Annotated in this window: 15 protein-coding genes and 1 pseudogene; 8 read left to right on the top strand and 8 right to left on the bottom strand. The window is 63.6% G+C overall.

Going from position 1 to position 11,601, the window contains the following annotated elements:
- The 3 genes from A3764_RS13040 to A3764_RS13030 all read right to left on the bottom strand — a co-directional run.
- On the bottom strand, window positions 1–350 hold a 350-nt coding region (locus A3764_RS13040), incomplete at its 3' end, for a DUF3179 domain-containing (seleno)protein (RefSeq protein ID WP_150122172.1).
- 66 nt (window positions 351–416) lie between these two features.
- Window positions 417–971 (bottom strand): peptidylprolyl isomerase, encoded by a 555-nt coding sequence (locus A3764_RS13035; protein WP_067922889.1) that lies wholly within the window; start codon window positions 969–971, stop codon window positions 417–419.
- Window positions 964–1,470, bottom strand: coding sequence for a peptidylprolyl isomerase (locus tag A3764_RS13030; RefSeq protein WP_067922892.1), 507 nt, complete (start codon window positions 1,468–1,470; stop codon window positions 964–966). Before A3764_RS13030 ends, A3764_RS13035 begins: the two co-directional genes overlap by 8 nt.
- Before the next feature lie 125 nt (window positions 1,471–1,595).
- Between A3764_RS13030 and A3764_RS13025 the strand changes: the two genes are divergently transcribed.
- From A3764_RS13025 to A3764_RS12995, 7 genes are all read left to right on the top strand, one after another.
- Window positions 1,596–2,789 (top strand): phosphoglycerate kinase, encoded by a 1,194-nt coding sequence (locus A3764_RS13025; protein ID WP_067951651.1) that lies wholly within the window; start codon window positions 1,596–1,598, stop codon window positions 2,787–2,789.
- A gap of 126 nt (window positions 2,790–2,915) precedes the next feature.
- Window positions 2,916–3,215, top strand: coding sequence for an FtsB family cell division protein (locus tag A3764_RS13020; protein ID WP_067922898.1), 300 nt, complete (start codon window positions 2,916–2,918; stop codon window positions 3,213–3,215).
- A gap of 110 nt (window positions 3,216–3,325) precedes the next feature.
- A complete protein-coding gene (gene pdhA / locus A3764_RS13015; protein ID WP_067951650.1) occupies window positions 3,326–4,345 on the top strand; it encodes a pyruvate dehydrogenase (acetyl-transferring) E1 component subunit alpha in 1,020 nt (339 codons plus the stop codon).
- The gene (locus A3764_RS13010; RefSeq protein WP_067920948.1) at window positions 4,345–4,731 is read left to right on the top strand and encodes a VOC family protein; all 387 of its coding nucleotides are present in this window, start codon (window positions 4,345–4,347) and stop codon (window positions 4,729–4,731) included. The genes pdhA and A3764_RS13010 overlap by 1 nt, the downstream gene beginning before the upstream one ends.
- 1 nt (window position 4,732) lies before the next feature.
- Complete coding sequence (locus A3764_RS13005; protein ID WP_067920950.1) at window positions 4,733–6,154, top strand: pyruvate dehydrogenase complex E1 component subunit beta; 1,422 nt, start codon at window positions 4,733–4,735, stop codon at window positions 6,152–6,154.
- Window positions 6,151–6,405, top strand: coding sequence for a hypothetical protein (locus A3764_RS13000; RefSeq protein WP_067920952.1), 255 nt, complete (start codon window positions 6,151–6,153; stop codon window positions 6,403–6,405). The genes A3764_RS13005 and A3764_RS13000 overlap by 4 nt, the downstream gene beginning before the upstream one ends.
- Window positions 6,405–7,790: a pyruvate dehydrogenase complex dihydrolipoamide acetyltransferase gene (locus tag A3764_RS12995; RefSeq protein ID WP_067920954.1), complete on the top strand. Its 1,386-nt coding sequence runs from the start codon at window positions 6,405–6,407 to the stop codon at window positions 7,788–7,790. Before A3764_RS13000 ends, A3764_RS12995 begins: the two co-directional genes overlap by 1 nt.
- Before the next feature lie 74 nt (window positions 7,791–7,864).
- Here A3764_RS12995 and A3764_RS12990 read toward each other — a convergent pair whose 3' ends face one another.
- Both A3764_RS12990 and A3764_RS12985 read right to left on the bottom strand, forming a co-directional pair.
- On the bottom strand, window positions 7,865–8,113 hold the full coding sequence (locus A3764_RS12990; RefSeq protein ID WP_067920956.1) for a DUF6552 family protein: 249 nt from the start codon (window positions 8,111–8,113) through the stop codon (window positions 7,865–7,867).
- Entirely contained in the window at window positions 8,103–8,807 is a 705-nt protein-coding gene (locus tag A3764_RS12985; RefSeq protein ID WP_067920958.1) for an SDR family oxidoreductase, read from the bottom strand. The genes A3764_RS12990 and A3764_RS12985 overlap by 11 nt, the downstream gene beginning before the upstream one ends.
- Window positions 8,808–8,922: 115 nt before the next feature.
- Here A3764_RS12985 and A3764_RS12980 point away from each other — a divergent pair, with 115 nt between their 5' ends.
- Complete coding sequence (locus tag A3764_RS12980) at window positions 8,923–9,810, top strand: LysR substrate-binding domain-containing protein (protein ID WP_443069041.1); 888 nt, start codon at window positions 8,923–8,925, stop codon at window positions 9,808–9,810.
- A gap of 93 nt (window positions 9,811–9,903) precedes the next feature.
- Here A3764_RS12980 and cysE read toward each other — a convergent pair whose 3' ends face one another.
- The 3 genes and pseudogenes from cysE to A3764_RS25190 form a co-directional block, all read right to left on the bottom strand.
- The gene (cysE, locus tag A3764_RS12975; protein ID WP_067920962.1) at window positions 9,904–10,716 is read right to left on the bottom strand and encodes a serine O-acetyltransferase; all 813 of its coding nucleotides are present in this window, start codon (window positions 10,714–10,716) and stop codon (window positions 9,904–9,906) included.
- 82 nt (window positions 10,717–10,798) lie between these two features.
- Window positions 10,799–11,101: a DUF7742 family protein gene (locus A3764_RS12970; RefSeq protein ID WP_150120657.1), complete on the bottom strand. Its 303-nt coding sequence runs from the start codon at window positions 11,099–11,101 to the stop codon at window positions 10,799–10,801.
- An 8-nt stretch (window positions 11,102–11,109) separates the two neighbouring features.
- Window positions 11,110–11,601 (bottom strand): annotated as a pseudogene (locus A3764_RS25190) (baseplate multidomain protein megatron); the annotation flags it as partial.

The following is an 11,601-nucleotide window of genomic DNA, read 5'->3' as shown; positions in this document are numbered from 1 at the left end:
GGGCAAAAGGTGACGGCGACGGGAATACCCGCCACCGTATCGTTGACGATTTCATGCCATGTCAGATAGCGGATCGGGTACGCGCGGGCGCGCGCGCCGTCCATCGCGACGGTGATGACAGGCTCACGTGGGCCGATCCGCGTCTCGGCGGAGGCTTCGATGAACTGCGGATCATCGAGCGCCGGTATCCCGTCCTTGCCAGGACCGCCCGATATGATCTCGGTCCAGCTTTCGACACTGGTCTTGGAAAAATCAGTGCGCGGCCATTCCGATTTCCAGAAATCGGGATTGGCGGCGGCCAGCAGCGGCGCACAAAGGAGCGGGAGCGCAAGGGCGAGGGATCTGATCATCCCTCAAGTCTGCCGCAGCGGGGGCGGGTCTGTCAGCCCGCCCCACGCAAAGGTGAATGACCCGCGTCATTCCGTGATGGTGACGCTCTCCATCCGGTCGGGTTCGCCCACGACCGCGCCATTGGCCCCGGTGCCGCGCTTGATCGCGTCCAGCACATCGAGCCCCTCGGTCACGCGACCGACCACCGTGTATTGGCCGTTCAGGAAATGCCCTTCGTCGAACATGATGAAGAACTGGCTGTTGGCGCTGTCGGGATCCTGGCTGCGCGCCATGCCCACGACACCCCGGTCAAAGGGAATGTCGGAAAACTCGGCGGCGAGATTCGGCATTTCGGAGCCGCCCATGCCAGCGCGGGCGGTGTCGCCGTCCTGACGGCCGAATTGCACATCGCCGGTCTGGGCCATGAAGCCGTCGATCACGCGGTGGAACACAACGCCGTCATAGGCGCCTTCGCGTGCCAGCGTGGTCAACCGTTCGACATGCTGGGGGGCCACGTCCTCAAGCAGATCGACGGTGATCGTGCCCTCGGCTTCGCCCGCAACCTCGATCTGCATCTCGGTAGCGAAGGCCGCCCCGGTCAGGGCGAGCGTGACGGCAGCGGAGGTGAGAAGATTACGCATCGGCGGCCACCTTCACGCTGATCATGCGGTCAGGATCCGCAGGCGGCTCGCCCCGGGTGATGGCATCCACATGTTGCATCCCGTCGATCACCTGCCCGTAGACAGTGTACTGACCGTTGAGGAAATCGTTGTCCTTGAAGTTGATGAAGAACTGGCTGTTCGCACTGTCGGGATTGGCCGACCGCGCCGCACCGAGGCTGCCGCGCGCATGGGGCACTTTGGAGAATTCAGCCGGCAGGTTCGGCAGGTCGGAACCGCCCGTTCCGGCGGCCCGCAGGTTGAAACCCTCTTCCATGTTGCCATTGGCCACATCGCCCGTCTGGGCCATGAAACCGTCGATCACGCGGTGAAAGGCCACGTTGTCGTATTTACCGGCGCGCGCCAGTTCCTTCATGCGCTCCACGTGCTTCGGCGCCACGTCCGGCAGCAGCTGGATGGTGACGGTGCCGCCCTTCAGCTCCATCAGTATCGTGTTCTCGGGGTCCTTGATCTCGGCCATGCCGGTCTCCTTCTGACTAGGGTTGCCGTGATACCTAGGAGGCTTGGGAGCGATTGCCAAGCACGTGCATTGACCTTCCGCCGCTTTGGGGCAAAACACGCCCAAACGATGGAGAGGACGACGCGATGGGCTGGAAGACGCTGGACGACATGGAACTGCAGGGCAAGCGCGTGCTCGTGCGGGTGGACATCAACGTTCCGATGGAAAACGGCAAGGTGTCGGACGCCACCCGGATCGAACGCATCGTGCCCACCGTTCATGACATCCTCGCGCGCGGCGGCAAGCCGATCCTGCTGGCCCATTTCGGGCGGCCCAAGGGGAAGGTGAACCTCGACATGAGCCTTGGGCAGGTCCTGCCCGCGCTGCGCGATGCACTGGGCCGCAAGGTCGTGCTGGTGGAAACGCTGGACGCCGCCGAAAACCCGACCGAGGAGGCGCGCGCTGCCGACGTGCTGCTGCTGGAAAATATCCGCTTCCATCCCGGCGAGACGACCAATGACGAGGGCCTCGCCCGCCGGCTGGCCGGTCTGGGTGACATCTATTGCAACGATGCCTTTTCCGCCGCCCATCGCGCCCATGCCTCGACAGAGGCCGTCGCCCGGCTGCTGCCCGCCTGTGCCGGGCGGTTGATGCAGGCCGAACTTTCCGCGCTGGAGTCGGCGCTGTCGCATCCGCAGCGCCCCGTGGGGGCTGTCGTCGGCGGGGCGAAGGTCTCGACCAAGATCGAACTGCTGGAAAATCTGGTCTCCCGACTCGATGTGCTGATCATCGGCGGCGGCATGGCCAACACCTTTCTCGCCGCCAGCGGCGCGCAGCTTGCCGCGTCGCTCAGCGAGCCGGACTTTTTCGAAACCGCCCGCGATATCCTGAGCCGCGCCGAAAGCGCGGGCTGCCGGGTGATCCTGCCGGTGGACGGGCTGGTGGCACGCGAATTCGCGGCAGATGCCCCGCATGAGGTGCTGCACCTGACCCCCGACACCGAACTGGAAGACGGGCAGATGGTGCTCGACGCGGGGCCCGAGAGCATCACGCAGATCGCGGAAGCCATCGAGGGGCTGAAAACCCTCATCTGGAACGGCCCCCTCGGCGCGTTCGAGATCACCCCGTTCGACGGCGCCACCATCGCCGCGGCACNGCGCGCCGCCGCCTGCACCCGGGCAGGCACGCTCGTTTCCGTGGCGGGGGGTGGTGACACGGTTGCCGCACTCAACAAGGCGGGGGCGGCGGATGATTTCACCTATATCTCGACCGCCGGGGGCGCCTTCCTCGAATGGATGGAAGGCAAGACCCTGCCCGGGGTGGCCGCGCTCGATCACTGAGGGGACNGGCCAGCCTGCGCGGCGGCCCGCCGATCATCGGACCCTGCGTCAAGTTAAGGGATTCACAAGACGATTTCGCTGTGCCATAGTCGCCCCACGCCCGGTAAGAGGCGACAGAGGCACAGCATGACACGTTCCCCCCGGCCGGCGTTCGGCACCCTGATTTTCTTCGCGATCGCCTTCGCGCTCAGCCTCTATTTCACCTTTGCCGCCGTTCAGGGCGATTTCGGCCTGTTCCGCCGGGCCGAGATTCTGGCCGAAACGCAGAACCTGCGCGCCCAACTCGAAACCGTGCGGGCCGATGTGGCGCGGATGGAAAACCTGACGCATCGGTTGTCCGACAATTACCTCGACCTCGACCTGCTGGACGAACGCGCCCGCAAGGTGCTGGGCATGGTGCGCACGGACGAGATCGTAATTCACTGATCTTCGCCCGGTCCGGACAAACCCCCTCGCCTTCCTGTCTCGAATCCGTTAAATGATAGTTTAACGCTAAACTATCTGCGGACGATCGCGCAGCGAGAGGGAGGGCGCCGATGGCTGCCAAGAAAACGAGCCGGAAGAATGATGTCTCCGGCGACGAATTGAAGGCATATTACCGCGACATGCTGCTGATACGCCGTTTCGAGGAAAAGGCAGGCCAGCTTTACGGCATGGGCCTGATCGGCGGGTTCTGCCACCTCTATATCGGGCAGGAGGCGGTCGTCGTCGGGCTGGAAGCCGCGGCAGAGGAAGGCGACAGCCGCATCACCACCTACCGCGACCACGGCCATATGCTGGCCTGCGGCATGGACCCCAACGGCGTGATGGCCGAACTGACGGGGCGCGAAGGGGGCTATTCCAAGGGCAAGGGCGGCTCCATGCACATGTTCTCGAAAGAGAAACGCTTTTACGGCGGTCATGGCATCGTGGGCGCCAACGTGCCGCTGGGCGCGGGCCTCGCCTTTGCTGACAAGTACCGCGAAAACGACCGCGTCACCTTTACCTATTTCGGCGACGGTGCGGCCAACCAGGGCCAGGTCTATGAGACGTTCAACATGGCCTCGCTGTGGAAGCTGCCGGTGATCTTCGTGATCGAGAACAACCAGTACGCCATGGGAACCTCGCAGAAACGCTCCACCTCCACCCCCGATATCTACACCCGGGGCGAGGCCTTCGGCATCCCCGGCGAAGCGGTCGACGGGATGGATGTGCTCGCCGTGAAGGATGCGGGCGAAAAGGCCGTGGCCCACTGCCGCGCGGGCAAGGGGCCCTATATCCTCGAGATCAAGACATACCGCTATCGCGGCCATTCCATGTCGGACCCGGCCAAGTACCGCACCCGCGAAGAGGTCCAGAAGATGCGTGATGAGCGTGACCCCATTGATGCGGTGCGCAGCATGCTGCTGGAAGGCAAACACGCCAGCGAGGACGATCTGAAAGCCATCGACAAGGAAATCAAGAAGATCGTCAACGAAAGCGCCGAATTCGCCAAGGACAGCCCCGAACCCGCGCTGGAAGAACTCTGGACGGATATCTACGCCGAAGGCGACGCCCCACAGGAGGCCAGCGCCTGATGCCGCATTTCGAGATTCACGCGGCCGACGTGGACGCCGCGAAAAGCTTTTACGGCGGCCTCTTCGGTTGGCGGTTCGAGCCGATGAAGGGCGGTGAAGCTGCAAGCTATCACCTGATCGAAGGCCGCGATATCGGGCAGGACAAGGGCGTGACCGCCGGCATCATGGCCCGCATGGGCGACGCGCCTGCCGCGGGTTCCGCGATCCGGGGCGGCACCATGACCTTTGCGGTCGAGGATTGCGATGCCTCCTATGCCTGGGCACTGGAAAACGGCGGGGCCGAAGCGCTCCCGCCCGTGGACTATCCCGGCGTGGGCCGCTGCGCCTATGTGGAAGACGGCCAGGGCAATGTCGTCGGAATGATCACTTCTATGGAGGGCAACTGATATGGCCACCGAAATTCTCATGCCCGCCCTCTCCCCCACGATGGAGGAAGGCACCCTCGCCAAATGGCTGGTGAAGGAAGGCGATACCGTATCCTCCGGCGATATCATGGCCGAGATCGAAACCGACAAGGCCACGATGGAATTCGAGGCCGTGGATGAAGGCACCATCGGCAAGATCCTCGTGGCCGAAGGCACCGAGGGCGTGAAGGTGAACACCCCCATCGCCGTGCTGCTCGAGGAAGGCGAAAGCGCCGACGACATCGACAGCGCCGCGTCGGGCAATGGCGCCTCTGACGAAGATGCGAAAAAGACCGATGAGTCCTCCGACGGGAAGCAGGCCAAGCAGGACAGCGGCAAGGACGAGCCTGCCGCGGGCCATTCAAAGCCCGAACCCGAAGCCCCCAAGCCCGACGAGACCCCGGACTGGCCCGCCGACACCAAGCTCAAGCAACAGACCGTGCGCGAAGCCCTGCGCGATGCCATGGCCGAGGAAATGCGCCGCGACGAAGATGTCTTCCTGATGGGCGAGGAAGTGGCCGAATATCAGGGCGCCTACAAGATCAGCCAGGGCCTGCTGGACGAATTCGGCGCCAAGCGCGTGATCGACACGCCGATCACCGAACATGGCTTTGCCGGTATCGGCGTCGGCGCGGCTTTCGGCGGACTCAAGCCCATCGTCGAATTCATGACCTGGAACTTCGCCATGCAGGCCATCGACCAGATCATCAACTCCGCGGCCAAGACGCTCTATATGTCCGGCGGCCAGATGGGCGCGCCTATGGTCTTCCGCGGCCCCAACGGCGCCGCCGCCCGCGTGGGTGCCCAGCACAGCCAAGATTATGCCGCCTGGTACATGCAGATCCCCGGCCTCAAGGTCGCGATGCCCTATTCCGCATCGGACTACAAAGGCCTGATGAAAACGGCGATCCGCGATCCCAACCCGGTGGTCTTCCTTGAAAACGAAATCCTCTATGGCCGGTCCTTCGACGTGCCGGAGATCGACGATTACACCGTACCCTTCGGCAAGGCGCGCATCTGGCGCGAAGGCTCGGACGTCACCATCGTCAGCTTCGGCATCGGTATGAGCTATGCCCTGCAGGCGGCTGACAAACTGGCCGAAGACGGGATCGAAGCCGAGGTGATCGACCTGCGCACCCTGCGCCCGATGGACACGGACAGCATCCTCAAATCCGTCCGCAAGACCAACCGCTGCGTGACCGTGGAAGAAGGCTGGCCCCAAGGCTCCGTGGGCAACTACATCTCTTCGGTGATCATGCAGGAAGCGTTCGATTACCTCGACGCGCCGGTGATCAACTGCACCGGCAAGGATGTCCCCATGCCCTATGCCGCCAATCTCGAAAAACACGCGCTGGTCACGACCGACGAAGTGATCGAGGCCGTCAAGAAGGTGACCTATAAATGAGTGCCGCATTCCAGTTCGATGACGATCGCGGAGCCTACATCCTCGCCGGGCCGGGCGGTGACACCCGCTACCGCATCGTGGTGCCCGAGGATTTTGTACAGGAAGAAGCCGGGGCCGGGGCGGACGCCGACGCGCGCCTCGAATGGTTGCGCGCCAACCTGCCGCAAATCCTCGCGGCCTATACCGCCCGCGTCGAAGGCGGCTGGGTCAAGGCCCCATGGGACCGCGTGCTGGTAGAGGAGACTGACTGATGCCGACCGAAATTCTCATGCCCGCCCTCTCCCCCACCATGGAAGAAGGCACGCTGGCCAAATGGCTGGTGAAGGAAGGCGATACCGTATCCTCCGGCGACCTGCTGGCGGAGATCGAGACCGACAAGGCCACCATGGAATTCGAAGCCGTGGATGAAGGCACCGTCGGCAAGATCCTCGTGGCCGAAGGCACCGAAGGCGTGAAGGTGAACACCCCCATCGCCGTGCTGCTGGAAGAAGGCGAAAGCGCCGATGACATCGCATCGGGCGGAGATGATGCGAAGCCCAAGGATGATGCCGCAGACAAATCCAGCCATGCCGAACCGGCAGGGGCATCCGACAAGACCGAACCCACCGCCGGATACGGCCGCGGCGAAACTGACGCGACACCCAAGCAAGGCAGTGGCGGCACCTCCGGCTCCGAAGGCAAATCCGCGGACAAGGGCGAACGCATCTTCGCCTCCCCCCTCGCCCGGCGCATCGCGGCGGACCGCGGGCTTGACCTGAAGGACATCGAAGGCTCCGGCCCGCACGGGCGCATCGTCAAGTCCGACGTGGAAAATGCCGAACCCCGCAAGGAAGGCGCGCCCGCGAAAGACAGCGGCAAGGCGGCGGACGAAAAGGCGGCCCCGGTCGTTGCACCCGCAAAGGCAGGCCCGACCGCCGAGTCCATCATCAAGATGTACGAAGGCCGCGATTTCGAGGAAGTGAGCCTCGACGGGATGCGCAAGACCATCGCCAGCCGCCTGACGGAAGCGAAACAATCGATCCCGCATTTCTATCTGCGCCGGGATATCCAGCTCGACGCGCTCATGGCGTTCCGCAGCGATCTGAACAAGAAGCTCGAAGCGCGCGGTGTGAAACTGTCGGTCAACGACTTCATCATCAAGGCCTGCGCGCTGGCCCTGCAATCGGTGCCCGAGGCCAACGCCGTCTGGGCCGGCGACCGCATCCTGAAGCTGACCCCGTCGGACGTGGCGGTGGCCGTGGCCATCGAAGGCGGGCTCTTCACTCCCGTCCTGCGCGATGCGGATGCCAAGTCGCTCTCCGCCCTCTCGGCAGAGATGAAAGACCTCGCCACCCGCGCGCGCAACCGCAAGCTCGCCCCGCAGGAATATCAGGGCGGCAGCTTCGCGATCTCCAACCTGGGCATGTTCGGTGTGGAAAACTTCGACGCGGTGATCAATCCGCCCCATGGTGCGATCCTCGCCGTGGGTGCCGGGGTCCGCAAACCGGTGGTGGACGACGCAGGCGAGGTAAAGGTGGCCACGGTGATGTCCGTCACGCTTTCGGTCGATCACCGTGTGATCGACGGCGCGTTGGGGGCAGAGCTGCTCAACGCGATCAAGGACAACCTCGAAAATCCGATGATCATGCTCGCCTGACGGCGGGTATGACCCGCAGCCATGGAAGGCCCATTGCATGAAGTTGCCCGGCGCGGGGATGCGCCGGGCGCGCGTTATTGGCTGGCCATGCCCAACAACATCGCCCCAAGAGCGACGAAGTGGATCAGCATGATTGCCCTATCGTTCCAGAGCACCCCGACGACCAGCCAGCCAAGGACGCCCGCAAGGAACAGGTAGAGGTTCCAGGGCGTCCAGCCGAAGCCGGTACCAGCATAGCCCAGCATCTGGATCACAGAGGCCGCCCATTTCACGACAAATGCGGTCTGGCTATGCGGTCGAAGGTTGGTGCATTCAGACGCCACGCGTCAGCCCTCCGTCTATCCGCCAGTTCTGGCCGGTGACGTAACCGCCCTCTTCTGAAGCAAGCCACGCGATGAGCGATGAGACTTCGGCTTCCCTGCCGTAGCGACCCAAGGGGATACGGGCGCGTCGTTCTTCGGTTTCCGGCAAGCTGTCGATGAACCCCGGCAGCACATTGTTCATGCGAATGTTCTGCGCCGCATGCTTGTCCGCGAAAAGCTTGGTGAATCCGGCCAACCCCGCCCGGAAGATGCCGGATGTGGGAAAAAGCGGATCGGGCTCGAAGGTCGCGAAGGTCGAGATGTTGATGATCGCACCGCCGCCTTGGGCAGCCATGATCGGCGTAACGAGCCGCGTAGGACGGATCACATTCAGAAGATAAACGTCGAGGCCTGCGTGCCAATCCGCATCCGTCATTTCGAGAACATCGCCCTTGGGGCCATGCCCGGCAGAATTCACCAGAACATCGATGCGGCCCCACCGGTCCATCGCACCCTCAACAAGCTGCGCCAGATCCTCTGCCGACTGGTTCGACCCGGTGACGCCAAAGCCGCCGAGGTCCTTGGCCAACGCCTCTCCCTTCCCGGAAGACGACAGGATGCCGACCTGGAAGCCGTCGGAGGCAAGGCGTTTCGCCGCGCCCGCACCCATCCCGCTGCCACCTGCGGTGATAATCGCTACTTTTTCTGCTGTCATGATATAATTCCTCGCTTGCGGAAGAGATGTAAAATCACTGTATACATCAACATATATGGAATAGGGTGTATCCGACCAGCCAGATGCACTGAGGTTTGAGTGTAGATAATCTATGGTGAATGATGAAACCGACCTTCCGCCGTTGAACGGGCTGCGGGCATTCGTGGCCGCGGGCAGGTACATGACCTTCCGCGCGGCGGCAGACGATTTGCGCGTGACCCAAGGGGCGGTGGCGCAGCAAGTGCGCGGCCTTGAAGATCATCTGGGCCTACGCCTGTTCCTGCGAGAACCCCGCGGCTTGGCATTTACAGAGGAAGGACGCGCCTACCATGTCGCTGTTTCACGCGCTTTCGCTCAACTGTCGGAGGCGACGGCGGCGCTTCGATCAGCCCCCTCCCGGGTGACGATCAGCGTGACCCCTACATTCGCGTCGAAATGGCTTATCCCTCGACTTTCGGAGTTTACCGAAGCCTGCCCCGGGATCGACCTGCGCATCACCGCGACGGAGCGGATCGCCAGCTTCCATGCCGACGGGATCGACATGGCGGTCCGTCAGGCGCGGCCACCATTCGGCGCGAGCCTGCGTGCAAACCTCTTGTTTCGTCAGGACGTTGTGGCAGTCTGCGCGCCCGGTCTGGTGGCGGAAGAGGATCTGCCCCTCGATGGGGCGTCACTCTCCCGCATGACGCTCCTGCATGATACGCACGATCTTTGGCCCGCATTCATCGAAACGGCGTTCAAGCGTACCGTCGAACCGGCGCGCGACCTCCGGTTCAACCAGACAACACTGACGCTCGACTCGGCACTTGCCGGTCAGGGCATCGCATTGGCCAGCCGTTTTCTGGTGCAACGGGATCTGGAGGCCGGGCGGCTCGTGCAACCGATCGACAGCGTTCTTGCCGGCGAACTGGATTTCTATCTGCTGATGCCCCGGCAAGCCGCATCTGATGCCTCCCTGCAGGTCAGGGACTGGCTGTTGGGCACGATAAAGGAACAGCCCTAGCTGGCCCGTGTCTGTTCCCCGGGGGATTTATCCCGCGGGAACGCTCCGTATTGTGCGGCATGCCCGCGCAAAATTGACCAAATAAGGTGTGTATCAGGTCTCGTGCGGGCCCAGCATGTGGTTCATCGAAACCGAAGGCTGCTCGCAGCCGGCCTCGCCCACGATCCGGGCAGGTATCCCCGCGACGGTCTTGCAGGGCGGCACGTCCTCCAGCACGACGGAGCCTGCCGCGATGCGGCTGCAATACCCGACGGAAATATTGCCCAGCACTTTCGCCCCCGCGCCGATCAGCACGCCATCCCCGATCTTGGGGTGCCGGTCCTCTTCTTCCTTGCCGGTCCCGCCCAGCGTCACCGAATGCAGCATGGAGACATTGTCGCCCACGACAGCGGTTTCGCCGATCACGATGGAATGGGCGTGGTCGATCATGATGCCCTTGCCCATCCGCGCCGCCGGGTGGATATCCACCCCAAAGATCTCGCTGATGCGCATCTGGAAGAAATAGGCCAGATCGAAATGCCCCTGGGTCCACAGGTGGTGCCCGATCCGGTACGCCTGTATCGCCTGATACCCCTTGAAATAAAGGATCGGCTGCAAGAGGCGATGGCAGGCCGGGTCGCGTTCGTAGATCGCCACAAGGTCCGCCCGTGCGGCCTGAAGCAGGTCCGGCTCCGCCTCATAGGCCTGTTCGACCACCTCGCGCACCACCATCATCGACATCTCGTTGGAGGCAAGCTTTGCCGCAATCCGGTAGGACAGCGCCTTTTCGATGGATTTGTGGTGCAGGATGCAGGCGTGGATGAAACCGCCTACCAGCGGCTCCTTGGCCACAGCGGTCTGCGCCTCTTCGGTGATCCTGTCCCAGACGGGATCGACTTCCGCCAGTTTGGGCTTGAGTTCGGCCATGTCGCACGTCCCTTGCTGATGCCAGTATACCCCATGCCGCATCGCCCGATCAAAGGCAAACGGCTGTTGATTCCCTCTCAACCTATGCAGTGGGGCGGGCGTGACAAGTGGAAGCGGCGGATTTTGCCTCCAGCGCGCGCAGGATCACGAGCAGGCAGGCAAGGTGATCCGCCTCGTTGACGGCCGCCGCCCGGGCCTGCGGATACTGGCCCGCTGCCGCTGCAAGCGTGCCGTTGCCCCAGCGGGGATGCACCTTGCCGAGCCTGCGGGCATAGCGGTCCGCCCAGTCGGCTTCGCGCAGCATGCGGTGACAAAGGCGCAGGCGGTCCCCCGGCGGGCAACCGCCCAGTGCCCGGGCCGCCGCGATCAGATCACTATAGAACACCGCCCGCATCAAAGAGCGGCAACGAGCCGCGCCGCCGGGCCTGGCCCGTACCGGGCGGAGACCTGCTGCACCGTTACCTCACACAGGCCACCAGCGCCGTCCGCATCGCGCATCGGCTGCGTATACTCCCAGAACGGCGCGTTCAGGCTCTCTTCCCGCAAAAGGCTCCCATCCTTGAGAACCTGCAACAGATATTGTTCGCTCTCCTCGCCCAGCGGCACCTCGCCTACGCCCCATGGGTCGCCGTCTACCCGCGTGCGCCTGATCCATTCCAGTCGCGTGGTCCCGCCCGTTCCCGCGACGTGGCGCAAATGGCAGGGCGCATAGGGCCGCAGCCCGACACCTTCGAAGCTGGCCTCGATATGCGTATAGGACGGATCGTCATAACCCTTCGCGGCGGGGCCGATGCGCAGATGCTGCATCACGCCGCGCAGGTTCGGCGGCAGATCGATCTGCTCCGCCGCACCGTCCAGCAGGACGAACCAAGCGCCCGGCGGGCG

The sequence above is a fragment of the Sulfitobacter sp. HI0129 genome (assembly GCF_001635395.1).
Lineage (GTDB): Bacteria > Pseudomonadota > Alphaproteobacteria > Rhodobacterales > Rhodobacteraceae > Sulfitobacter.
This window is presented reverse-complemented; position numbering and strand designations above follow the sequence as displayed.